The organism is Sphingopyxis bauzanensis, assembly GCF_002205675.1.
Lineage (GTDB): Bacteria > Pseudomonadota > Alphaproteobacteria > Sphingomonadales > Sphingomonadaceae > Sphingopyxis > Sphingopyxis bauzanensis.
On the sequence record NZ_NISK01000001.1, the window covers coordinates 883,894 to 906,428 of the forward strand.

Annotated in this window: 31 protein-coding genes and 1 pseudogene; 7 read left to right on the top strand and 25 right to left on the bottom strand. The window is 65.0% G+C overall.

Annotated features, from left to right (window positions below; translation table 11 throughout):
• Positions 1-2 precede the first annotated feature (2 nt).
• Positions 3-1,580 (bottom strand): murein biosynthesis integral membrane protein MurJ, encoded by a 1,578-nt coding sequence (gene murJ / locus CDQ92_RS04330; RefSeq protein WP_088440122.1) that lies wholly within the window; start codon positions 1,578-1,580, stop codon positions 3-5.
• A 27-nt stretch (positions 1,581-1,607) separates the two neighbouring features.
• The gene (gene secB / locus CDQ92_RS04335; RefSeq protein WP_088440123.1) at positions 1,608-2,126 is read right to left on the bottom strand and encodes a protein-export chaperone SecB; all 519 of its coding nucleotides are present in this window, start codon (positions 2,124-2,126) and stop codon (positions 1,608-1,610) included.
• 274 nt (positions 2,127-2,400) lie between these two features.
• Here secB and CDQ92_RS04340 point away from each other — a divergent pair, with 274 nt between their 5' ends.
• The 3 genes from CDQ92_RS04340 to CDQ92_RS04350 are packed head-to-tail and all read left to right on the top strand — an operon-like array spanning position 2,401 to position 4,956.
• Positions 2,401-3,036 (top strand): Tim44/TimA family putative adaptor protein, encoded by a 636-nt coding sequence (locus CDQ92_RS04340; protein WP_088440565.1) that lies wholly within the window; start codon positions 2,401-2,403, stop codon positions 3,034-3,036.
• A gap of 5 nt (positions 3,037-3,041) precedes the next feature.
• On the top strand, positions 3,042-4,370 hold the full coding sequence (gene mltA, locus CDQ92_RS04345; RefSeq protein WP_229666993.1) for a murein transglycosylase A: 1,329 nt from the start codon (positions 3,042-3,044) through the stop codon (positions 4,368-4,370).
• A gap of 7 nt (positions 4,371-4,377) precedes the next feature.
• Positions 4,378-4,956 (top strand): Smr/MutS family protein, encoded by a 579-nt coding sequence (locus tag CDQ92_RS04350; protein ID WP_088440124.1) that lies wholly within the window; start codon positions 4,378-4,380, stop codon positions 4,954-4,956.
• Positions 4,957-5,171: 215 nt separating this feature from the next.
• On the opposite strand, the gene dapE is transcribed toward CDQ92_RS04350, so the two are convergent.
• Positions 5,172-6,314: a succinyl-diaminopimelate desuccinylase gene (dapE, locus tag CDQ92_RS04355; RefSeq protein ID WP_088440125.1), complete on the bottom strand. Its 1,143-nt coding sequence runs from the start codon at positions 6,312-6,314 to the stop codon at positions 5,172-5,174.
• Between the two features lie 258 nt (positions 6,315-6,572).
• Here dapE and CDQ92_RS04360 point away from each other — a divergent pair, with 258 nt between their 5' ends.
• Both CDQ92_RS04360 and CDQ92_RS04365 read left to right on the top strand, forming a co-directional pair.
• Entirely contained in the window at positions 6,573-7,040 is a 468-nt protein-coding gene (locus CDQ92_RS04360; RefSeq protein WP_088440126.1) for a cupin domain-containing protein, read from the top strand.
• Positions 7,037-7,657: a LysE family translocator gene (locus CDQ92_RS04365; protein WP_088440127.1), complete on the top strand. Its 621-nt coding sequence runs from the start codon at positions 7,037-7,039 to the stop codon at positions 7,655-7,657. The genes CDQ92_RS04360 and CDQ92_RS04365 overlap by 4 nt, the downstream gene beginning before the upstream one ends.
• On the opposite strand, the gene CDQ92_RS04370 is transcribed toward CDQ92_RS04365, so the two are convergent.
• The 19 genes from CDQ92_RS04370 to CDQ92_RS04455 all read right to left on the bottom strand — a co-directional run bounded on the left by CDQ92_RS04370 (position 7,654) and on the right by CDQ92_RS04455 (position 19,619).
• Entirely contained in the window at positions 7,654-8,325 is a 672-nt protein-coding gene (locus tag CDQ92_RS04370) for a glutathione S-transferase family protein (protein ID WP_088440128.1), read from the bottom strand. The two genes, CDQ92_RS04365 and CDQ92_RS04370, sit on opposite strands and share 4 nt — an antisense overlap.
• Positions 8,326-8,507: 182 nt before the next feature.
• Complete coding sequence (gene yihA, locus CDQ92_RS04375) at positions 8,508-9,167, bottom strand: ribosome biogenesis GTP-binding protein YihA/YsxC (protein ID WP_088440567.1); 660 nt, start codon at positions 9,165-9,167, stop codon at positions 8,508-8,510.
• The gene (gene yidC, locus CDQ92_RS04380) at positions 9,164-10,918 is read right to left on the bottom strand and encodes a membrane protein insertase YidC (protein ID WP_088440129.1); all 1,755 of its coding nucleotides are present in this window, start codon (positions 10,916-10,918) and stop codon (positions 9,164-9,166) included. Before yidC ends, yihA begins: the two co-directional genes overlap by 4 nt.
• A gap of 45 nt (positions 10,919-10,963) precedes the next feature.
• On the bottom strand, positions 10,964-11,176 hold the full coding sequence (yidD, locus tag CDQ92_RS04385; RefSeq protein WP_088440130.1) for a membrane protein insertion efficiency factor YidD: 213 nt from the start codon (positions 11,174-11,176) through the stop codon (positions 10,964-10,966).
• A gap of 111 nt (positions 11,177-11,287) precedes the next feature.
• Entirely contained in the window at positions 11,288-11,635 is a 348-nt protein-coding gene (gene rnpA, locus CDQ92_RS04390; RefSeq protein ID WP_308423568.1) for a ribonuclease P protein component, read from the bottom strand.
• A 20-nt stretch (positions 11,636-11,655) separates the two neighbouring features.
• Complete coding sequence (rpmH, locus tag CDQ92_RS04395) at positions 11,656-11,790, bottom strand: 50S ribosomal protein L34 (protein WP_039570342.1); 135 nt, start codon at positions 11,788-11,790, stop codon at positions 11,656-11,658.
• Positions 11,791-11,891: 101 nt separating this feature from the next.
• The gene (locus tag CDQ92_RS04400) at positions 11,892-12,227 is read right to left on the bottom strand and encodes a hypothetical protein (RefSeq protein ID WP_088440131.1); all 336 of its coding nucleotides are present in this window, start codon (positions 12,225-12,227) and stop codon (positions 11,892-11,894) included.
• Positions 12,228-12,348: 121 nt separating this feature from the next.
• Positions 12,349-13,128 carry an alpha/beta hydrolase gene (locus CDQ92_RS04405; RefSeq protein ID WP_088440132.1) on the bottom strand — a complete coding sequence of 260 codons (780 nt, stop codon included), beginning with the start codon at positions 13,126-13,128 and terminating at the stop codon, positions 12,349-12,351.
• A gap of 87 nt (positions 13,129-13,215) precedes the next feature.
• Positions 13,216-13,869 (bottom strand): glutathione S-transferase family protein, encoded by a 654-nt coding sequence (locus CDQ92_RS04410; protein WP_188682200.1) that lies wholly within the window; start codon positions 13,867-13,869, stop codon positions 13,216-13,218.
• Positions 13,870-13,872: 3 nt separating this feature from the next.
• The gene (locus CDQ92_RS04415; protein WP_088440133.1) at positions 13,873-14,355 is read right to left on the bottom strand and encodes a VOC family protein; all 483 of its coding nucleotides are present in this window, start codon (positions 14,353-14,355) and stop codon (positions 13,873-13,875) included.
• A 28-nt stretch (positions 14,356-14,383) separates the two neighbouring features.
• Positions 14,384-15,181 (bottom strand): VOC family protein, encoded by a 798-nt coding sequence (locus CDQ92_RS04420; RefSeq protein ID WP_088440134.1) that lies wholly within the window; start codon positions 15,179-15,181, stop codon positions 14,384-14,386.
• 34 nt (positions 15,182-15,215) lie between these two features.
• Positions 15,216-15,515, bottom strand: coding sequence for a DUF6958 family protein (locus CDQ92_RS04425; RefSeq protein ID WP_201792026.1), 300 nt, complete (start codon positions 15,513-15,515; stop codon positions 15,216-15,218).
• A 154-nt stretch (positions 15,516-15,669) separates the two neighbouring features.
• Positions 15,670-16,389 carry a DUF1428 domain-containing protein gene (locus CDQ92_RS22030; protein WP_088440135.1) on the bottom strand — a complete coding sequence of 240 codons (720 nt, stop codon included), beginning with the start codon at positions 16,387-16,389 and terminating at the stop codon, positions 15,670-15,672.
• Between the two features lie 29 nt (positions 16,390-16,418).
• Positions 16,419-17,087: a glutathione S-transferase family protein gene (locus CDQ92_RS04435; RefSeq protein ID WP_088440136.1), complete on the bottom strand. Its 669-nt coding sequence runs from the start codon at positions 17,085-17,087 to the stop codon at positions 16,419-16,421.
• A 26-nt stretch (positions 17,088-17,113) separates the two neighbouring features.
• A complete protein-coding gene (locus tag CDQ92_RS21050; RefSeq protein WP_158213761.1) occupies positions 17,114-17,257 on the bottom strand; it encodes a hypothetical protein in 144 nt (47 codons plus the stop codon).
• Complete coding sequence (locus CDQ92_RS04440; RefSeq protein ID WP_088440137.1) at positions 17,254-18,096, bottom strand: alpha/beta fold hydrolase; 843 nt, start codon at positions 18,094-18,096, stop codon at positions 17,254-17,256. The genes CDQ92_RS21050 and CDQ92_RS04440 overlap by 4 nt, the downstream gene beginning before the upstream one ends.
• 28 nt (positions 18,097-18,124) lie before the next feature.
• Entirely contained in the window at positions 18,125-18,343 is a 219-nt protein-coding gene (locus tag CDQ92_RS04445; RefSeq protein WP_088440138.1) for a DUF4287 domain-containing protein, read from the bottom strand.
• A gap of 71 nt (positions 18,344-18,414) precedes the next feature.
• Positions 18,415-18,852, bottom strand: coding sequence for a VOC family protein (locus CDQ92_RS04450; protein WP_088440139.1), 438 nt, complete (start codon positions 18,850-18,852; stop codon positions 18,415-18,417).
• A gap of 71 nt (positions 18,853-18,923) precedes the next feature.
• Positions 18,924-19,619 carry a TetR/AcrR family transcriptional regulator gene (locus CDQ92_RS04455; RefSeq protein WP_088440140.1) on the bottom strand — a complete coding sequence of 232 codons (696 nt, stop codon included), beginning with the start codon at positions 19,617-19,619 and terminating at the stop codon, positions 18,924-18,926.
• Positions 19,620-19,865: 246 nt separating this feature from the next.
• Between CDQ92_RS04455 and CDQ92_RS04460 the strand changes: the two are divergent.
• Positions 19,866-20,240 (top strand): annotated as a pseudogene (locus tag CDQ92_RS04460) (magnesium chelatase subunit ChlI family protein); the annotation flags it as partial.
• The gene (locus CDQ92_RS04465; protein ID WP_088440141.1) at positions 20,240-20,536 is read left to right on the top strand and encodes a DUF1905 domain-containing protein; all 297 of its coding nucleotides are present in this window, start codon (positions 20,240-20,242) and stop codon (positions 20,534-20,536) included. The pseudogene CDQ92_RS04460 and the gene CDQ92_RS04465, both read left to right, overlap by 1 nt.
• Here CDQ92_RS04465 and CDQ92_RS04470 read toward each other — a convergent pair.
• Genes CDQ92_RS04470 through CDQ92_RS04480 form a run of 3 tightly spaced genes read right to left on the bottom strand, consistent with a single transcriptional unit; the run spans position 20,523 to position 22,366 of the window.
• Complete coding sequence (locus CDQ92_RS04470) at positions 20,523-20,744, bottom strand: hypervirulence associated TUDOR domain-containing protein (RefSeq protein WP_088440142.1); 222 nt, start codon at positions 20,742-20,744, stop codon at positions 20,523-20,525. The genes CDQ92_RS04465 and CDQ92_RS04470 overlap by 14 nt on opposite strands.
• Before the next feature lie 22 nt (positions 20,745-20,766).
• Entirely contained in the window at positions 20,767-21,165 is a 399-nt protein-coding gene (locus CDQ92_RS04475) for a bactofilin family protein (RefSeq protein ID WP_088440143.1), read from the bottom strand.
• Between the two features lies 1 nt (position 21,166).
• Complete coding sequence (locus CDQ92_RS04480) at positions 21,167-22,366, bottom strand: M23 family metallopeptidase (protein ID WP_088440144.1); 1,200 nt, start codon at positions 22,364-22,366, stop codon at positions 21,167-21,169.
• Positions 22,367-22,535: the final 169 nt, after the last annotated feature.

The following is a 22,535-nucleotide window of genomic DNA, read 5'->3' on the forward strand; positions in this document are numbered from 1 at the left end:
CGTTAGAGTTTGCGCCGGCGCAGCTGGCCGATGGTGTCGCGATTGACCACGCCGAACAGCATGGCGCAACCAAAGAATATGAGGCCGCCCAGCCCGACGATCGCGCCGAGCGCGACGATCCGCTCGACCACCCCGCCGACAAAGGCGTTGCCCGCCAGCGGGATCGCAAAAGTGAGCGCTGCCGCCATCGCTGCGGCAGCCAGGACAATGCGTGCGATCCGTCCGGCGACCTGTCCGCTCAGGCGGAACAGCCCGCGGCGATGCAGGATCGTGTAAAGCATCGCGACGTTGCACCACGCCGCAATCGACCCCGCCAGCGCCAGTCCGACGATACCGAGCGGCGGGATCAGCAGCAGGTTGAGACCGATATTGATCAGCAGCGAAATCGCAGCGGTCCACACCGGCGTCCGCGTGTCCTTGCGTGCAAAGAAATTGGGGACCAGCACCTTGACCAGCACATAGGCGGGCAGCCCGACGACCAGACCGCCGACGACCGCGCCGGTCGCCAGCCCATCGGCGACGCTATATTGGCCGCCGACGTAAAAGGCACTGGTGATCGCCGGGCCTGCAATGAACAGCGCGACCGCCGCGGGGACGGTCAGCAGCATCGCAAGCTCGACCGCATTGCTTTGCAACCGCGATGCGCCGTCGCGGTCGTCCAGCGCCACGAACCGCGACAGCGCGGGCAAGATCGCGGTCCCCAGCGCAATGCCGATGATGCCGAGCGGCAGCTGGTTCAGTCGGTCGGCCATCGCCAAATAGGTGATGCTCTTGTCGGGCAGCATCGCGATGAAGAACAGGTCGACGAAGCGGCTGATCTGATAGACCCCGGCGCCGAACACCGCGGGCAGAATCAGCACCGCCATTTCGCGCACGTCGGGGGTCAGCCGGGGGCGGCGAAGCGCGGGGCGAAAGCCCGAACGCCGGACCCAGAACAGCAACCAGATCAGCTGGAACAGTCCCGAAATCGACACCGAGATCGCAAGATACAGGCCTGTGGTGGCCTTCGCGGCTTCACCGCCATCGCCGGTGAACATTCCGATCAGCAGCGCCGCAACCAGACAGATGTTGAGCAGGATCGGCGCCGCTGCCGCGGCGGCAAAGCGCGACAGGCTGTTCAGAATCGCCGCGAACAGCGTCGCGACGCTCATGAACGCTAGATAGGGAAAGGCGATGCGCGCCATGGCGACAGTCAGGTCGAATTTTTCGCGGTCGGCGCGCAATGCCTCGCTCGCGAACACATGCATGATCCACGGCATGATGATCAGCAGCAGTGCCGAAAACACGATCAGGATCGGGATCAGCACCGCCAGCACGGCATCGGCAAAGGCGCGCGCCTCGCTATGGTCGCCCTCCTTTGTCATCCGCTGGTTGAACAACGGAACAAAGGCGGCGGCAAAGGCGCCCTCGGCGAACAGGCGGCGAAAGATGTTGGGCAGCTGGAACGCCAGCTGCCACGCATCGGCCACCCCGCCCGCGCCGAGGATGCGGCTGAGCAGCATGTCGCGTGCGAAACCGAAAATGCGGCTGACCATCGTCAGCCCGCCGATCGTCCCCATGCTTTTGAGCAGGCCGCTCATCGGGTCAGCCCGCCCGCCGGATCGTGGTTACGCCTGGCCAACCGGCGCGACGTTGCCCGCCTGTTCGGCTTCGACCTGCTGAACCTGCTGCATGAACAGGCCGTGGAAATCGATCGGTTCGAGCAGGAGCGGCGCGAAACCGCCGTCGCGCACGGCATCGGCGACGACGCGGCGGGCAAAGGGGAACAGGATGCGCGGCGCTTCGGCCAGGAAGAACGGCTGCAACTGGTCTTCGGGGACGTTGCGGACGCCGAACAGGCCGGCGTATTTCAGCTCGATCACGAACATCGTACCCGCATCGGCTTTCGATGTGACATCGATCTTCAACGACACTTCAAACAGGCTGTCGCCAACGCTGTCGGCGGCGATGTTGAACTGGACGTCGATCTGCGGCGCGTCCTGCCACTGATACACCGCAGGCGCGTTCGGATTTTCGAACGACAGGTCTTTTACATATTGCGAAATCAGGCCGATCGCCGGGCTGGTGTCTTCGCCATTGGGCTGCAGGGCGGGGTTGTTGATGTCGGCGCTGGTCTCGTCAGCCATGGTGCAATGCTTTCGCTCGAAAAGATGAAACAGGTCCGCGCCACGGCCGTGTCGGGTCCGCGGCAGACGGTTGCGGCGGCGCTTAGCAGCGCGCGCCAGCCAGCACAATGGGGGCGCGGCAGGGCTTTCGCCCGGGTGAATCGTTGACCTGCCGCCACGCTGCGGCCATGGCGTTTGAAACTTGGCCGTGCATCGCCTATGTATTGGCTTCTATGTTTCCATTGCCCGCATTGGACTTTTGCCCGTGACTGCTTTTTCGATCGTCTTGCTCGCCATGATTGCCGCGTTCCTCGGCATGCGGCTGTACTCGGTACTTGGCAAGCGCACCGGGCATGAACAGGAACCCGTCCTGCCGCGCCGCGACGAGCGCGGACCGCCTGCGCCGGTGCGTCTGGAGGACGGCGAAACGCCGTCGCCGTCGGTTGGCGCGCCCGACACGTCGGGCCTGGTTTACGAACCCGCCGCCGAAATCGGCCTGCGCCAGCTGCTCGCCAGCGACCGCAATTTTGATGCGGGCCGCTTCATGGAAGGCGCCGAAGCGGCGTATCGCATGATCCTCGAAGCCTATTGGAAGGGCGACCGCGATACGCTGCGCGACCTGTGCGACGACGATAGCTACGAAGCCTTTGTCGAGGCGATCGAGGCGCGCGACGCCCGCGGCGAAAAGCTCGAAAACCGACTGGTCGGCATCGAATCGGCCAAGATCACTGCGGTTGAAATGGACCGCAAGGAAGCGCGCGTCACCGTGCGCTATCAAGCCGACATCAGCGCGATCACCCGCGACGCCGATGGCAAGCTGATTGCCGGGTCGATGAGCGACGCGTCGCGCACCGACGATCTGTGGACCTTCCGCCGCGCCATCGGCAGCGACGATCCCAACTGGCTGCTCGACGAAATCGAAGCAGCCTGACGGCCATGCCCGCGCTTGGCTCGTTCGGTATGCGCCGGACGCGGGTTTTCGGATTCTCCTTTCTCGTTGTGCTGCCACTACTCGCAGGCTGCGCGTCGGTAATCCCCGACTCGGGAAGCCGACCGGCGACCACCGCACCCGCGCCATCGCAGCCGACGACCGCGCCGCGCCCCTATCAGCCGCGCCCTTCCGAAAGCGGCGGCGTCGCAGCCAAGCCGATTCCCGCCACCCCGCGTGCGCCCTTCCCCGCCGCCGCGGTGCCGACCGACGCGACAACGGCCGCGGCCAGCGGCATCCTCGCTGGTCCCGATTTCGCCACGCTCGGGGTGACCGCTGACCAGGCCGCGACCGCGCTCGCGGCGTTCCGCATCAGCTGTCCTTCGGTCCAGCGCCGCGCCGACGTCAGCGGGCTGACGCAGGGCGCCGACTGGGCCGAAAGCTGCAACGCCGCGAAAAACTGGTCCGACAGCGCCGCCGCGGCCTTCTTTACGCGCTATTTCGGCACGGTACAGATCGGCGCGGGAACGGCGTTTGTCACCGGCTATTACGAACCCGAAATCGCCGGATCGCGTGACCGTCGCCCGGGTTATGACATCCCCATCTATCGCCGCCCCGCCGACCTGGTCGACGTCGATCTCGGGCTTTTCTCGGACGAGCTGAAGGACAAGAAAATCCGCGGCCGTGTCGAGGGCAGCAATCTGGTGCAATATTACGACCGCGCCGCGATCGAAAGCGGCGCGCTCGACGGCCGCGGGCTTGAAATCGCTTACGCCGCCGACGCCGCCGAGTTCTTTTTCCTGCAAGTGCAGGGTTCGGGCCGCCTGCGCCTGCCCGACGGCGGCATCATGCGGATTGGTTATGATACGCAGAACGGCCGCGGTTATGTCGGTATCGGCAAGCTGCTGCTCGACCGCGGCGAACTCCAGCGCGGACAGGCGTCGATGCAGGGCATCCTCGATTATCTGCGCGCCGATCCGGTCCGCGGCGCTGCGGTGATGAACGAGAACCCCAGCTGGGTGTTCTTCCGCGAAATCACCGGCCCCGGCCCGCTCGGTGCCATGGGGCTGCCGGTGACCGGCCGCGCCAGCGTTGCCGCCGATCCCAAATATGTGCCGCTCGGCGCCCCCGTTTTCCTCTCGCTCGACCGCGCCGAACCCAATGGCTTGTGGATCGCGCAGGACACCGGCGGCGCGATCAAGGGCGCCAACCGCTTCGACAGCTTCTGGGGAGCGGGCGAGGATGCGCGCGCGATCGCTGGCGGCATGGCGGCACGCGGATCGGCGCTGCTCCTGCTCCCGCGCGCCAGCATCGCGCGGCTGATTCCGGCGCGCTGACGCAGCGATGGCGCGGCGGCTTGATCCCGACGAAAGCGCGCTGTGGAAAAGGGTGGCGGCGACGGTCAAGCCGCTGACGAAGCCGAAAGCGCCGCTCGCGCCCGTCGCCCCGCCGACGATCCGCCCGCCGCAGCCGACCCCGCGCAGCACCGCGCCGCGCGCCGCCGCGCTACCGCGCCCTGCTGCGCCGCTACCGCCGCCACGCCGCACCCACAGTGCCGCGACGCTCGACGGCCATTGGGACCGCCGGCTGCGCAAGGGACTGGTGCGCCCCGACCTTAGCATCGACCTGCACGGGCATACGCTGGCGTCGGCGCAGACGCTGCTCGACGACGCGATCAGCCGCGCGCTGATCCGAGGCGCGCGCGTGTTGCTCGTGGTCGCGGGACGTCTTCGCCCCGGCGCCGACCGCCTGCCGCAGATGCACGGCGACCCGCGTCCGCGCGGCGCGATCCGCGCGTCGTTGCCCGACTGGCTCGCTTATTCGCCCCACGCCGACCAGATCGTCGCGCTGCGCCCCGCGCATATCAGCCATGGCGGCGCGGGCGCGGTCTATTTGATCCTGCGGCGCGCAAAAGAAGATTGATCTCACCCAAAGGGGCGAAGGGCGCGAAGAAGAAAAGAGGGTTTCACACAAAGACACGAAGAAGGCGGGTTACACCCGCGCCGCTAGGTGAGGATGACGCGAAGCGCCTCCAAGAACGCCTGCGGCGACAAGTCTCCGCCGCTACGTCTGCCTGCCCTCTTCGTGTTTTTGGGTGCGATTATTCTTCTTGGCGCCCTTCGCCCCTTTGCGTGAAATCAAATTCTGCCCACCAGCGCCCGCATCAACACGCCACGGTAAATCGCCGTCAGCTTGTACAGATCCGCCACCGCCACCGCTTCATCGAGCTTGTGCATCGTCGCATTGGTCAGTCCGAATTCGACCACGGGACACAGCGCGTGCAGGAAGCGCGCGTCCGATGTACCTCCGGTCGTCGACATCTCCGCCAACACATCGGTCTCGGCATGGATCGCCTCGGCGACCAGCCCCGACAATTCGCCCGGCGGGGTCAGGAATGCTTCGCCCGAAATCTTGCCGAGCACCTTCGCGGCGGGCTCCACGCCATGCGCAATGCGTTCGATCATTACCACCAGATCGGCGCCGCGATGCTGGTCGTTGAAGCGGATCGACAGCCGCGCGCGCGCCGACGCGGGGATGACATTGGTCGCACCGTTGCCGACCTCGATATCGGTAAATTCGATGTTCGACGGCTGGAACCAGTCGTTGCCGGTGTCGAGCACCACCGCATCGATCGCCGCCAAAATCTTGACCAGCTTGGGGATCGGATTGTCGGCCAGGTGCGGATAGGCGACATGCCCCTGTGTCCCCGGCACGTCGATCCAGATATTGACCGACCCGCGCCGCCCGATCTTCACCATGTCGCCCAGTCGGTTCACCGATGTCGGTTCGCCGACGACGATCATGTCGGGCACGATCCCGCGTCCCGCCATATGCACCATCAGCGCGCGGGTGCCGAAAATCGCCGGCCCTTCCTCGTCGCCGGTGATGATCAGGCTGATTGTCCCCGCCTCGACCGGAGTCGCGGCGGCGGCGGCAACGAACGCCGCAATCGACCCCTTCATGTCGACCGCGCCGCGGCCATAGAGCAGATCGCCGCGGATTTCGGGGGCAAAGGCGTCGCCGGTCCAGCCCACACCCGGCGGCACGACGTCGAGATGCCCGGCAAAACCGAAATGCTTTGGTCCTGAGCCGGTCCGCACTGCGAGCAAATTTTCGACCGGCCCATCGGGCTCGATCCCGTCGATAAAGCGCTCAACCGTAAAGCCCAGCGGAATGAGCGCCGCCTCCAGCACGTCGAACACGGCGCCGGTGGCGGGGGTGACGGAGGGCGCAGCGATCAGCTCCTGCGCGAGTTCAACGGGGTCGAAGTGCATGGTCATGGCTGCCCTTTACCCGCCGACGCTGCGCCAAGTCGAGCCGATAGAAAAGGGTTCGCACAAAGTCACAAAGACACGAAGGGGCCGAGCAGTATCGCGGCCTTGGCTTTAGTTCTTGGCGCGCAGCGTATTTTTGATGTCGTCTGCGCTGCCAAACTGCGATCAATGGCCATGGCCTGCCCTCTTCGTGTCTTCGTGTCTTTGTGCGAAACAAAAGACGCTGAATCCGCACCCATCCGCGCCGCAACAGGAACCGACCCCATGCCCAAACTCGACCTCGCCACCATCCCGCAAACCAACACCACCGGCTATCCCGCCCCCTATGACGCGCCGGTGCAGGGCCGCTGGTACCGCCGTCTCGCCCCCGCGACCGGCCTCAGCGATTTCGCCGCCAGCCACGTTGTGCTGAAACCCGGCGCCTGGTCGTCGCAGCGCCACTGGCACGATGGCGAGGACGAGATGCTGGTGATGATTTCGGGCGAAGCGACCCTGATCGAAGACGAGGGCCGCTCGCCGATGCGCCCCGGCGATATCGCGGTGTGGCCCAAGGGCAGCACCAACGGCCATCATCTGATCAATGAATCGGACGCCGACTGCGTGTTTGTCGCGCTCGGTGGCGGCAAGAAGTACGACACCGGCGGCGGCTATTCGGACATCGACATGCTGTTCGGACCGGATGGCTATTTCCACAAGGACGGTACGCCCTATCCGACATCGCGGATTCCATGAGCGCCGCAGACTGGCTTGGTTTCGCGCTGGCGGTTCTGTTGATCGAATTGACCCCCGGTCCGAACATGGCGTGGCTCGCGGCTTTGTCGCTGGGCGAAGGGCGCTGGTCGGGGCTGGCGGCAACAGCGGGGGTTGCCATCGGCCTCTTCGTGAACGCGCTGGCCGCTGCGCTCGGTATCGCTTACATCGTTGCCGAAAGCGTGGCCCTGGCTCAAGCGCTGCGCTGGGGTGGTGCGGTCTTTCTATTGTGGCTGGCCTGGCAAAGCTGGCACGATGCAGGCGAAAATTCGCCCGCGATCCTTGGCGATCCCGGCCGATCGCGACGACATTTCCTGTCGGGCCTGACGGTAAATTTGCTCAATCCAAAAGCGATGCTCTTTTTTGTCGTCGTCATTCCCCAATTCAATGGCGGGGAGATACCGGGCTTCGCGGTGGCCTTCGCACTTGCTCTGGTCAGCATTGTCATCGCCACGGCCGTCCATCTGGCGATTGTCCTTGGTGCCAGTCGGATCGGGGGATGGCTGAGTGATCCGGCGCGCACGCGGACGATCCGTCGCCTGCTGGCGCTCGCGATGGTCGGGATAGCGATCTGGTTCGCGGTGTCGGCGGGGAGTTAGGCTGGCGGCGTGCCCTCGAACTTCTCGATAATCCAGTCCTCGGCTTGCGCGCCGCCGATCCATTCCTGCATGCACGTGTGGCTGATCACTGCCTGCATATAGGCCAGCGCAAAGGGGGGCAGCGGGATCGAGTAAGTGATGAAGCGGGTGACCACCGGAGCGAACATCATGTCGGCGGCCGACCAGTCGCCGAACAGATAATCGCCCTCGCCGCCGAACCGCGCCCGCGCTTCGGCCCAGATTTGCAGGATGCGGACGACATCGGCCTGCACTTCGGGCAGCAGCGGCGCGGCGGGATAGATGCGGCGGATGTTCATGCTGTGATTGCGGCGCAGCGCGGCAAAGCTCGAATGCATTTCGGCCGCCATCGACCGCGCCATCGCGCGCGCCGCCATATTGTCGGGCCAATATCCCTTCGTCCCGCCGGTCTTTTCATTGAGATAGTCGATAATCGCCAGACTGTCCCATACGACGATGTCGTCGCCGTCCCACAGGATCGGCACTTTGCCGCCCGACGGCGCAAATTCGTCACCCTCGCGGCGCTGGTTCCATTCCTCGTCATAGAGCGGGACGGTGATTTCTTCGAACGGGAGGCCGCTATGCTTGGCGGCGAGCCAGCCACGCAGGCTCCAGCTGGAATAGGCCTTGTTGCCGATGAACAGTTTCATGGGGTCTCCCTTTTTCCCTCTCCCTCGGAGCGAGAGGGTTGCGAAGACTTGGCAGCTTGCTGCCTAGTCGAAGCTGGGTGAGGGGGCGACGCTGGCGTCCTTGCCCTCACCAAGTTGCGGTAGGCCCGACTTCGTCGGTCCAACCTTCACTATCCTCTCCCTCAAGGCGAGAGGAGCGAAAGTCAAACCTCCACCGCCTCCAGCACCGCCGTACGCAGCTCGGCAATCCCCAAGCCCTTCTCCGACGACGTCACAATCACCTCGGGATGCGCCGCGGCATGTTTGCGCGCTTCGGCCTCGGTCGCGGCGTGGACCGCGGCCAGCTCGCTGGCTTTGATCTTGTCGGCCTTGGTCAACACGATGCGATAGCTGACCGCGGCGGTGTCGAGCATTTCGAGGAACTCGCGGTCGACATCTTTCAACCCGTGACGGCTGTCGATCAGCACCAAAGTGCGCTTCAACACCGCGCGCCCGCGCAGATAATCGTTGATCAGGTATCGCCATTTCTTGACGACATCCTTCGGCGCCTTGGCAAAACCATAGCCGGGCATATCGACCAGTCGGAACACCAAAGGTTCGCCGACGTCGAAGTAATTGAGCTCCTGCGTCCGCCCCGGGGTCACCGACGTGCGCGCCAGCCCGTTGCGGTTGGTCAGCGCGTTGAGCAGCGACGATTTGCCGACGTTCGATCGCCCCGCAAAGGCAATCTCGGGCATGCTCGGCGGCGGCAGATGTTCGAGCGCCGGCGCCGATTTCAGGAAGGCGATCGGTCCCGAAAACAGTTTGCGCGCGCGTTCCGCCCGTTCCGGATCCGCGCCGGGTTCAAGATCGATATCGCTCACGTCGCCGCCTGCGCCTTCAGCGCCGGGAACTTGCGGTACATCCACTGCTGCTGCGCGATCGACAGGATATTATTGGTGATCCAGTAGAGCAGCAGGCCCGCGGCGAACGGCGCCATGATGAACATGAACAGCCATGGCATGATCTTGAACACCTGCGCCTGCACCGGGTCGGCCGGGGCGGGGTTCAGGCGGAACTGCAACCACATCGTCACGCCCAGGATCACCGCCATCACGCCGATCGCCAGGATCGACGGCGGGGTAAAGGGCAGCAGGCCGAACAGATTGAGGATGTGCAGCGGATCGGGCGCCGACAGATCCTTGATCCACAGGATGAACGGCTGGTGGCGCATTTCGATCGCCAGCATCAGCACCTTGTACAGCGCATAGAAAATCGGGATCTGGATCAGGATCGGCAGACAGCCCGCCAGCGGATTGATTTTTTCGTCCTTATAGAGCTTCATCAGCTCCTGCTGCATCTTGGGCTTGTCGTCCTTGAAGCGTTCCTGCAGCGCTTTCATCTTCGGCTGGACAACGCGCATTTGCGCCATCGACGAGAATTGCCGGTTGGCGATCGGGAACATCAGCAGGCGGATGATCAGCGTCAGCGCCATGATCGCGACGCCGAAATTGCCGACCTGCAGGAACAGCCAGTGCAGCAACTTGAAGATCGGCACCGCGAAAAATTCGAACCAGCCCCAATCGATCGCGTTCGACAGGCGGGTGATGCCCAGCTTGTCCTGATAGCTTTCGAGAACCTCGACTTCCTTGGCACCGGCAAAGATGCGGCTGGTGGTCGTGATCTGCTGGCCCGGGCCGACCTGCGCAAAGTCGCGCGCAAACAGCGTCTGGTAATTGTTTGCGCTCGGCGAACTGATCGCCGCGGTGACGCGCTCGCCCTTCGCCGGAACGATCGCCGCCAGCCAATATTTATCGGTGAAGCCCAGCCAGCCCGCGGCATTGTAGCGCACGGTGCGGTTCGGCGCTTCCTCAAGATCGTCATAATCGGTGTCGAACACAGACTTGCCGTCGAGATAGCCGGTCGGGCCGACGTGGATCGTCCAGCTGTCGACCTCATGCGGGTCGGTCGGTTTGCCCAGCCGGTCGATCAGTGCAAAGCTGCTCGCGCTCACTGGCGCGGCGCCGCTGTTGGCGATCGTCTGTTTGGCGGTGATCAGATAATTGGCGTCGATGCTATATTCGATGCGGAACGTCTGGCCGGTTGTGTTGGCCCAGCTCAGCGTCACCGGCGACGTCGGGGTCAGTTTGCTGCCGGTCGCGGTCCACACGGTGCTCGCATTCGGCACCGCGATGCCCTGCGCCGACCAGCCGATGCTGGCGAAATAGGCCGCCTTGGTGCCGCCCGGCGCAAACAGGCGCACCGGGGGCGAATCCTTTTTGATCGTCTGGCGATATTTGGTCAGCGTGATGTCGTCGATACGCGCGCCGACCAGGTTGATCGATCCGGCCAGCGCGGGGGTTTCGATCGGCACGCGGTTACCCTCGGCCAGCGCGGCCTCGACCGGGCGGATCGCCTGCGTCGCGGGGGCAGCGGGGGCCGTGGCGGTGGGCAGCGCGCTCGGCTGGCCCTGTGCCGCCGGGGTGGTGGCGGGCGTGCCATTGGCGCCGGCGACAGTCGTCGTCACATCGGGCTTGGCCGGGGTCGGGAAAAACTGTGCCGAGACGAAGTTCCAGCCCAGCAGGATGGCCACCGACAACAATATTGCCGCGATCAGATTACGCTTGTCGTCCACGCTCTACGGTCTCTCTTCGTCTCAAAATGTCGGGGAAAACGGCAGCTACGGCACCGGATCATGGCCATGCCCGCCCCAAGGATGGCAGCGCAATAGCCGCTTTGTCGCCAGCCAGCCACCCTTGATCGCACCATAGCGTGACAGCGCGGTGATGGCATAGGCGCTGCACGAGGGCGAATAGCGGCAGGTCGGCGGCAGGATGCGCGACGGCCCGATCTGCCACCCGCGCGCGATCAGGATGAGCAGCCGGGCGATCATACCGGAAGCCCGGAAAACTGCGCAACTTCACCCGCAATTCGCGTTCGGGACGGGGCAGGCGAGGCGGTCATTCCGAAACGGTACACCGGCGAAATAATGCAGGACAGGCCTTCATCGCGCCAATTTCTTCGCGGCGCGCGTCAACGCCGAATCGAGCTGCTCGCCCAGCTCGGCAAAGACGATGTCGTTGCCGCCGGGGCGCCCGATCAGCACATGGTCGGCGCCCGAAATCCCCGATTCGGGCAGCGCCGCACGGCACAGTTCGCGCAGCCGGCGTTTCATCCGGTTGCGGGTGACGGCGTTGCCGACTTTCTTGCTGACGGTATAGCCAATGCCCATTGCGTCGTCGGCGTCGCCGCGCTGGCGGACGAGCAGGACAAAGCCGGGCATGGGAAAGCGAAGGCCGCGGTTGGCGGCCAGAAATTCGCTGCGTTTTGAAAGCGTTCGCACCAGTTTCACTGGCGCAGAAGCGTCAGCGGTCAGGCCGACAGCTTCTTGCGGCCCTGGGCGCGGCGGTTGGCGAGAATCTTGCGACCGCCGACCGTCGCCTTGCGGGCGCGGAAACCGTGGCGACGGGCGCGCACGAGGTTGCTCGGTTGAAAGGTACGCTTCATCGCGGTTATCCCTAAATCTCTTGCAAGGCTCTAACAGAAAAGGGCCGCCAAACGTGGGCGGCCACTGATGGAGGCGCGGATAAGCGAGAGTCGGCGGAAAGTCAATTGGCATCGCGGCGGTTTTCCAGCGCTTCACCATCGGCTGCGATCAGCGCGTCGCGCGCGCGCCGCCGCGCTGCGCTGGTCCGCCGCATCACCCGGTCGGTCCAGGCGGCATAGCGCGGATGGCGTCGTTTGAAGCGGACATAGATGCGCTTCGCCCACGCGCTGTTCTGCAGGCACAGCATCAGCCCGACGGGGAACAGGATCAGAAAGCCGGGGCCGGGGAGCACCCCGATGATTGGCGAAATCAGAATCAGCAGCACGCCCAGAATGAACAGCGCGAGCCGCACCTGCGCGGTCGACCGCAATCGCTGGTAAAGGCTGCGTCTCGCCATGAAGGCCGATGTGGGGAGCAAGGCGGGCGGTTGCAACTATCGCGTCGCCCCTGGAAGGCGGGGCCGCTATCGGCGTAGTACAAGGCGACCAACGGCCCCCGCTTCGTGGGGGCGACGGGCATTAATGCAGCGTGACGAACCTCGCCATGTCGTCGCGGGTCAGGTAGCGTACCTCGTCGAACGGGGTGCTGTTGGTCAGCGCGTAAAAGGCGCGCGCCTTGGCGTCGTCCATCCCCATCTCGCGGTAATAGCCGAGATATTCGGCATGCACCGGGTCGCTGGCGGCGTAATCATTCGCCTCGCGCCCCGTGTCGTCGGCCCAGCTGTGCACCCCGAATTCGGCGTCCGAAGCGGCGCGGCGGGTGCTGCCGGCGAGCCAAAGCTCGACCGCGCCCGACCGCACCGAGCCGCCACTCGGGACGACGGTTTCCATTCCCGCGCGGCGGATCGCGCGCGCCAATATCAGGTTCGCTTCCTCGTCGAGGCTGCCAGGGCAGTCCACCATCTCCAGCCGCTTGAGCCCCGGAAAGGCGGCCAGCATCGCCGCAAACTGGCGCGGCGTCGCCGACGTCACGTCGCCCGCCATGCGCACCGTGGCCGCGTCGATCACGGCAAAGGGACCGTAATGCGCCTTGGCTCGGCCCAGCGTTGCCAAGGCCTCGCTCGGTGCATAGCGCCGCGTCGCCGCCATGTCGGCGTCCTCGGCCAGCGCGTCGTCATCGAACAACGCGGCCTCTTCGTCGAAGACTGCGCCGTGGGCATCGCTGCCGACCTCTTCCCACGTCCAGCTCACCGTCGTGGTGACGGTCAGGCCCTGCTGCGCCTGCACCGGTGCAAACGCCAGCACCGCCGCGCAAAGCGCGACGAATAGGGTGCGGGCGAGGGCGATCGGTGAAGCCATGCCCCCGCTTTCGCGCCCGCGCGCTTGCCAAAACGCAAAGCGGCAACGTCAGCGCCGCGTTAACCCCATTGCGGGACGCTTGCCACGTCAATCGCGGTCGGGGGCGCCGCCGGGAAAATAGTGGCGGTAGGGGCGCGCGCCATCGACCGCGCGCGCGACCGACGGATGCGCGAGCAGCCGCGCGCGATAGGCGCGTAGATTGGCAAAATGCGCCGGGATTTCATGCACCCAGTCGGCGTAGAACAGCGACGGTGCCGCGGCGCAGTCGGCCAGCGTGAAGCCGTCGGGCGTCGCCCAGCCGCCGCCCGCCAATTGCATGTCGAGCCAGCCATAGATGGTATCGAGCGCTGCCCGTGCCTTTTCGACGATCATCGGCGCATGCCCCTCCGGCCCGCGGATGCGGTCGTTCACGATGTCCTGCATCACCGCCATCACATGCAGGTCGAAAATACGGTCCAGCTGCCGCACCCGCAGCGCCGCATCGGGGTCCGCGGGGATCAGCCGCGGTTCGGGCTGCACGCGGTCGAGATATTCGATGATGATCGACGTTTCGAACAGCGTCCGGTCGCCATCGACGAGCAGCGGAAATTTCCCCACCGGCCACAGCGCATGCAGTTGCTTGCTATGCTGCGGAAATTCGGGGTCGACATTGCGATAGTCGAAATCGATACCCTTTTCGTCCAGCGCGATCTGCGCCTTCCAGCTGTAGGATGAAAAGGGGTGGGCATAGAGGGTCAGCATCGCTCAGCCCCGCACCGCGGCTTCGATCGCCGCGATGTCGATCTTTTTCATCGTCATCATCGCGTCGAACGCGCGCTTGGCGACCGCCTTGTCGGAATTGGTCGTCGCTTCGAGCAGGACGCGCGGGGTGATCTGCCACGACACCCCCCATTTATCCTTGCACCACCCGCACACGCTTTCGGTGCCGCCATTGCCGGTGATCGCATCCCACAATCGGTCGGTTTCTTCCTGCGTGTCGGTGTGGACGACGAAAGAAAAGGCTTCGCTATGCTTGAAGATCGGCGGGCCGTTGAGCCCAAGGCAGGGGGCGCCGAGCAGCGTAAATTCGACCGTCAGGACATCGCCTTCCTTGCCACCGGGGGTGTCGGTGGGCGAACGGTGGACCGCTCCGACATGGCTGTCGGCAAAGGTGTTGGCATAGAAACTGGCGGCTTCTTCGGCATCGCCTTCGTACCACAGGCACAGGGTCAGGGGGGTCTTGCTCATCGTCTCTCCTTTACTTTCTTGGGGAGATTCAGGATTTTCGCGGGCCGACAAAGCCGATCGCCGCGCCCTGCGGATCGATCGCGTTCATCGCATATTCGCCGCCCGGAATTGCCATCGGTTCGTTGGTGATGGTGCCGCCGTTCGCGGCCACCGCGGCGCGCGCGCGGTCGATGTCGTCAACGCCGATATAGAAATTCCACACCGGCGCCGGATAACCTTCCATCAGCGGCATCACTGCCCCGATGCCGACTTGGCCACACTGGATGAAGCGGTAGGCGCCGAGTTCACCCATCGGCATTTCGCCCTCCTGTCCCCAGCCGAAATGCTTGGTGTAGAAACGCACTGCAGCGTCGGGGTCCGACGTCGCCAGCTCGTTCCAGCGGATGCGCTGCGGCTCGGTCATCGAAAACACATCGCTTGTCCCCTCCGGCGCGCCCAAGGGCGGGATCGGGTCCATGATGTAAAAGGGCGCGCCTTGCGGGTCGGTGACCATCGCGATGCGCCCGACGGGCAAGTCGGTCGCGGGCATCTGCACCGCACCGCCATCGGCCTTGATCGCGTCGACGGCGGCGTCGACATCGTCGACCTCAAGGTAACCGATCCAGAGCGGCCGTGCGCCACCGGCAAGCATATCGGCGTTCAGCGCGAGCACCCCGCCGGCATTGCCGCCGTCGCTGCGCCCGATCATGCGGTAATCCATTCCCCCGACAGCGGGATCGGCGTGGCTGGCGATCGTCCAGCCAACCACCGCGCCATAAAAGGTGGCGGCGCCGGCGGGATCGGGGGTCATCAGTTCGTACCAGATGATATTGGCGGGCTTGCTCATCGTCTTCCTCCTCAGAAAAAGGGAACCGCGTTCGTCAGATTCTATGCAGCCGCAGCGGCTTCACATTTTCGCGCGCGATGACGCCGCGCGCTTCCAGGTCGAGCTGGACACCCTTCAGCCACCAGCCCGCTTTCGCGCCGCCGGGAAAAAGATCGTCCGGCAGGCGCGGCAGCACGCCGGTCTTGACTTCGGCGACGGTCAGCCCCGGCGCCTGTTGTGGCACGACCGCATGCAGCGCGGCTTTCATCGCGTCATATTTCGCCTTGTCGACGCGCACGACATGGCCGGGGCTTGAAATGCTCAACATTTCGACGCGTTCGATGGTTTTCGTCACCGGACTTCTCCTCTCGATCCTCCTTGCCGCGAAGCGATGGGGAGGGGGACCGCCGCGAAGCGGGGGTGGAGGGGCCGCAACGTCGCGCCATGGCCTCTCCGTTAGCCCTCCGGGCTGTGTCCCCCATGGCTGCGCCACAGGGAGGATCATGGCGTCACGCCTCGACGATCGGCGCGAAGCCGCCATAGATCATGCGCTTGCCGTCGAACGGAACTTCGCTGCCGTCGGGCTGCATTCGTTCGTCGGCCATCACCTTTTCCCAGCCCGCGACGCGCGCTACTTTGCTCGGCCATTCGACCCAGCTGAACACGACGGTCTCGCCGTCCTGCCTGTGCACCGCACGGGCATAATCGGTCACCTTGCCGTCGGGGACATCGTCGCCCCACGCCTCGACGACGCGCGTCGCGCCATGGTCGCGGAACACCTGCGATGCCTTTTCGGCCAGCGCGCGATAGGCGTCCTTGTTGCCGTCGGGAACGGGCACGACATAGCCATCGGCATAACCCATCGCGCCGCTCGCGCGGTCATCGACGATCGCATCAAAGCCGCCGATGATCATCCGTTTCGCGTCGAACGGCATCGCTTCGCCCATGCTCTGCATCCGCGGGTCGCTCATCATCTTTTCGTTCGCCGCGTCGCGGGTGGCCTTGTCGGGATATTCGAACCAGCTGAACACGACGGTTTCGTCATCCTTCGCCTGCACCGCGCCCTTCAGGTCGTTGACCTTGCCGTCGGGCACATCGTCGCCCCACGCCTCGACCATCCGCGCCACGCCGAACTCCTTGAACAGGGGGACGGCGTCGGCGGCATGTTGGCGATACGCTTCCTTGTTGGCGGTCGGCACCGCCACGACAAATCCTTCAACATAGGTCATCTTGTCTCTCCTTAAGGGGGGTAGAAAATTCAGGCCGTAACTGGCTCTTCTTTGAATGATGCCAGCTGCGCATCCATCGCGCGCTGGAACGCCGGACGGCCCGTGCAGCGATCGAGATAGGCGGCCAGCTGCGGATATTCGGCGATCAGTCCCGCCTCGACGCCTTCGCGCAGTACCGTCGCCATCGCGATGTCGGCGATGCTGAAATCGCCGAGCAGATAGGCTTTGTCGCCCAGCGCATCGGACAGGCGGCCAAATCGTGTGCGGATGAAGTCGATTAGGCCGGGACGGCGCAGCTTCGCCCATTCTTCGTCATTCGAAAAAATATCGACATTGCCCAACTCGAACATCATCGGCTCGACGCTGTTCAGCGCCGCGAACACCCAGGCGGTGGCGTCGGCGCGGGCCTGCGCACCGGTCGGCAGCAACCGCGCGTCCTTTGCGGCCAGATGCAGCATGATCGCGCCGCTTTCGAACAAGGTGATGTCGCCGTCGCGCAGCACCGGCACCTGCCCCCAGGGTTGCAGGCGGTAATGATCGGCGGGGCGATCGACCGCGCTGATCAGTTTCTCGGCATAATCGAGTCCCAGCTCCTCGCACGCCCAGCGCGGACGCAGGTCGCGGACGAAGCCGCGCGCGAAGTCGGGAACCCAGTCGAATGCGATGATTTCGATATCGGCGTCGGGATTGACGGGCATATTCTCTCTCCTTGCGGGCCAGGGGGTCAGAAAAAACCGGCGGGCATCGGCGGCGTGGCATCGTCCAGAAAGGGGATCACTTGCGCCGCGATCGTCGGCGCCTCGGCCATGACGCCGATGTGCGATGTCGCGGGCAGGATCGACAGGCGCGCCTTGGGGGCGGCGGTCATGAAACCCTGCGTCGCGGTCGCGATGTCGCCGCCGCCGCGCAGCTTGAACAGCTTGATGCATGGTCAAAGGTGACGCCATCGGCATCGCCCAATATGACCATGGTCCTGCCCGGAATCGCCCGCAACTGGGCGTCGCTAAAGGCAAAGGGCGTGGCATCGATGTGCTTGATCGCCGCGACCAGGTCGGGAAAGGCGTCGGGGGTGGGCGACAGCCTTTTATACTCGGTTTCCATCGGGGTGCCGGCGAACATTTCGGGGGTCATCTGTGCGATGCCCGCCAACACTTCCGGAATCCAGCCGTCGAGGCTGGCGGCGCCCGATATGATGACCTGTTTGCCGACGCGGTCGGGGTGGCGCACCGCCATGGCGATCGCCGTGCTGCCGCCCATCGAATATCCCAGCACATCGGCGCGCTTGATGCCCAGCGACGCCAGCACCGCGACGGCATCGTCGGCCATCTGGTCGTAACTCAGCGCGCCGCGAACCTTGCCGGTGCGGCCGTGGCCGCGCGCGTCGATCGTAATGACGGGGCGCGATGCGGCAAAGGGGGTGACGAACGGCGCCATCGCCTCGCCCGACATGAAGGCACCATGCAGCACCAGCAACGGCGTCTGCTTCGACGCCAGATCGCCATGCACCGCATAATCGAGGCGCAGGCCATTGACCTCGGCATAACCCGTTTTGGCGGCGCTTGCGGACGCTGTCGCAGTGGCAGGCTGCTGGGCGTTCGCGGGCTCGGGAACCGCCGCGACGACCGCGGCGCTGGCCAGCAGGGCAAGTGCAGCGGCGACGCCAGGATGGCGGCGACGGAAAATCTGGAGGGGAGGAAAGGCTATCATAATATGTCCTCTTGGATTGGCGCGGCCTCTAGGTCCGCTTCCCTTTGATAAAGGCGACGATCGACATCGCGTGGCCGTGGCCGAGGTCGAAATCACCCTTGAGCCAGTCTATCACCGCACCGGGCTTGACCCCCGGCGCGAGGCCGCTCTCGTCAGCCAGGCCCCTGTCGATCGCCAGCGCCTTCAGGTCGGCGGCCGACTTGCCGATCTTGGCCTCGACATTGTCGAGATAGGCTTGGAAACTCATCGTCGATCTCCCTTCGGGAGGGGAGCGGCGGCCGTTGCAAGGGTGGCCGTCCGTTCCCCTCCGCGGTTCGGTCAGGCGGAGGCTTCGGCAGGCTCACCGGCGGGGATCGCGGCGGGGTCCATCCACATCACTTCCCAGATATGGCCGTCGGGATCTTCGAAGCTGCGACCGTACATGAAGTCGCCATATTCCTGGGTCGGAGTCGGGTCGGCCTTGCCGCCCGCGGCGGTCGCCTTGGCAACCTGCGCATCGACTTCGGCGCGGCTGTCGGCGGACACGCAGAGCAGCACCTGCGCCGTCCTATGCGCGTCGGGGATCGTCTTTGACGTGAAGGTTGCCCATTTTTCATGCGTCAGCAGCATGACGTGGATCGATCCTTCGGCGACGACCATGCACGCGGCGGTGTCGTCGGTGAAGGCGGGGTTGTTGACCGCGCCGACCGCTTCATAAAAGGCCTGCGACCGGGCAAGGTCGGTCACCGGCAGGTTCACAAAAATCATCTGAGGCATCGTCTCTCTCCTTGGGGGGTAGCTTGGGGCAAGTCAGCGCGGGGGCGCCGTCGGGGCAATTACCTGCCACGTCATGACGCGCCGGGCGGTGCGAACGACATGCCGATATAACGCTTCAGGTGGGTGACGCTTTCCCGCGCAATCGCCGGATCGTTCGTCGTTTTGGCCAGGATGAAGCTACCTTGCAGCACCGCCTGGATATGCTGTGCCAGCCCGAGCGCGGTAACATCTTCGGGGGCGCCATAGCGTGCCATCGTCGCTTCGATGTCGGGGGTCAGCGCCGCGCAATAGGCGTTGATGCTCGCCTCGCACGCGGCGCGAATCGCGTCGCTCGTCGCAAAGGCTTCCTGCACCATCGTGCCGACGAAACAGGTGAACTCCTCGACCGGGCCGTCAAGCATTGCAAAGCGGAAATCGATATGGCCGATCAGCCGCGCGAGGGGATCATCCAGTTTTGTGTGCGGCGGCATTTCGAACATCGGCCGCGCGCGCTCGGTCCACGCCTCGGCCGCGGCGACCGCCAGCGCTTCCTTCGAAGCGAAATGATGGAAAAAGGCGCCCTTGGTCACCCCCGCTGCGGCGCAAATCTGATCGACCGTTGTTGCGGCATAGCCCTGCTTGCGCACCGTGCTGTGCGCCGCCGCAATCAACGCAGCCCGCGCGCTGCCGCGCGGCGCACGTACCGCGGCGATACCGGCCCCGACGCCTGCCACCGCAATGGCGGAGGGGCGGGACTCGGGGGTCGAAGCGGGCTGATTCGGGTTCATGTAAATTGACATACCGACTGGTTGGTATGTTGTCAAACCCCGAAGTGGCCTACGCTACGTGGCACCCTGCCTTGGCGAGGGGGGCTTTCCGCCAACATCCCAACCGGTACAAAAGGCGACTCGACCGCGCCCCACTTTGCGGCCAAAACGCAAAAGTACAAAAAAGGAACATTAATGGTCGCGATCGAATTCACTGTCGCCTGTCTGGGGCTTGAGGCGCGCGGGGTCGAAGCGCAGTGCCGGATCATCTCCGGCCCGCTGCTCGACCGCGTCGACCTCCACGTCGAGGTGCAGGCGGTCAGCGCCGCCGACCTCGTGCTGCCGCCCCCGGCCGAGGGCAGCGCCGAGGCGGCAGCCCGCGTCGCCGCGCGCTACGCCGATCACAAGGCGTGCACGAACGCCGAAATCGACGGCGAATTCATGGAGGCGGTCGCGACCCCCGACGAGACTGGACGCAAATTGCTTGCACAGGCGGCCGAGGCGATACGGCTGTCGGCGCGCGGCTATACGCGAATATTGCGCGTGGCGAGGACGATCGCTGACCTTGCAGGCGCCGCCGACGTCGGGCGCATCCATATCGCCGAAGCACTGAGCTACTGGCGGCAGGCGCCAAGGAACTGATGCTCGCCTTCGAAGCCGACATCATCGAATGGCGCGGCCCGCCGCCCTATCTGTTCGCGCCCATCCCCGATCATCTGGTCGGTGAGGTTCATTATGCCGCGCGCGAAGCGAGCTATGGCTGGGGTATGGTGCCGGTGACGGCGCAGATCGGCACGACCGAATTCACCACCTCGCTGTTTCGACGCGGCGACACCTATGTGCTGCCGATCAAGGTCGCGGTGCAGCGCGCCGAGGGGTTGGGACTCGGTGACCGGATCGGCGTCACGATGCAGATCAGCAGCGTCATCCGCCGCTGAGTTCGCTGCCGAGTTTGAGCACCTCGCGCCCGTCGATCATTTCGATCAGATAGGCGGGGTTGGCGGCCGAGCCGTTGCGGACGATCCGCGCCCCCTTGATGATGCGCTCGACGCGCGTCTCGAAGCGTTCGGCGATCCGCCCATGCGCTTCACCGCGGCCCCAGGTCCAATGGACATGGGCGTCGATGTCGAATTGGTGCGGGGTCATGCGATCCCGGCGCGGAGCGGGGTCAGATGCCCAGCGCCGACTTGTTCTCGACGACTTCCAGCGGCGGCGGGGCTTTGGCCACGCCTGCACCGTGGCGACGGTGCGCCAGCTTGCCGTCGACCTTGCCGCCGTTTTCGATCGTGATATTTTCATACACGACATCGCCGGTGATCCGTGCAGTGGTGTGGACGATCAGTGTCTTGGCCTCGATCGAGCCATCGACCAGGCCCGCAATCTTCGCGGTCTCGGCGACGACTGCGCCCTTGATCTCGCTTGCTTCGCCCTGGACCAGGTTGGCGCATTTCAGGTCGCCGTCGATTTTGCCGTCGACGTGCAGGTCGACGCTGGCGGCAACATTGCCGGTGACAACGACATCCGATCCCAGGATCGAAAAGGTCGTGTGCCGCGCGCCGGTCGCCATCTTAGCGGGCACCCCGGGCAGTGATGGCACCGACTCGCTGTCGGGCGTCGTTTTTGACTTCGAGAACATCGGCTTTGGCCTCCAGGAAGCGGCGCGGGTTGACCGCGACGCCGTTCAGACGGACTTCGAAATGCAGGTGGCTTCCGGTCGAACGGCCGGTCGAGCCCATTTTCGCGATTTGCTGACCGGCGGCGACCTGCGCCCCGACCTTCGACGTAAAGCCCGACAAGTGAGCATAGCGGGTCATGATGCCCTGACCATGATCGACCTCGACGACATTACCATAGCCCGATTTGGCGCCGACAAAGCTGACGCGGCCGGGGGCGGCGGCGAGGATCGGGGTGCCGATCGGACCGCGGAAATCGAGCCCCGAATGCATCGCGGCGCCGCCGGTGAAGGGATCGCTGCGATAACCGAAGCCCGACGACATCATCAGCACGTCGGCGGGGTTACCCGACGGGACGGCGACGAGGGTGCGTTCGAGCACTTCCATGCGGAACAAGGCGCCTTCGAGCGCGGCGAACGACGCGCCGAGTGCCTTTGCTTTGCCCATGCGGCCCTTGTACGGGATGAGCGGGCCACCGCGGCCGGCTGCTGCGCTGCGGACGATCGCGGCGGGGTTGAGCCCGAGCTGGGCGACCGCATCCTCGGCATTGGCAGCGCGGATATTGACTGCGGCAAGCAGGCGGCTGGCAAAGCGTTCCTGCCGCGCTTCGAGCCGCGCGAGCGCCTGAGCTTCGGGGGGCAGATTCGGATCGATGGCGCTGGTCTGCAGCGGTTCGGCTTTCGCGGCGTCAGCTGCGGCGGCAGGCTGTGCGGCCATCGCCTCGGCATCGATCCCGAAATGCGTTTCTGCGACGCCTTCGAGCAGCGCCTGCCGTTCTTCGAGGTCGGCGGCGGTTTCGGCGACGCGGTCGCGATACTGCGCGATGCGCTTTTCGGACGCCGCGGCGGCGGCCTGTTGCTGCGCGACGGCGGCGCGTTCGTCGGCGGTCAGTAGCTGGTTGATCAGCACGGCGAGCGTCGCGCCGGCCCAGGCGAGCAGCACGACCCCGGCAATCAGCGCAACGCGCTTTTGCCACACGGCGCTGATACGCAGGAAACGAACATGACCATGCGTGCGAATGAAGATTTCATGGTCCTGAAACAGCGCATTAAAGCGCTGGCGCCAATGGCGCAGGCCCGTAGATTTCGATGACAAGTGGCGACCCCATCTTGTTGTTTTAAGGAGCCCTCCGCCCCGATTGATGGGCGCCTTAACAGGCCGATTGCGGCACGGCGAATCTTTGCAGGCCGAGTCGCGCCGAGTCGAACTCAACCTGCGGTGAACGGTGTCATATGGCGGGAACGCTGCCATTTTGGCGGGAAAT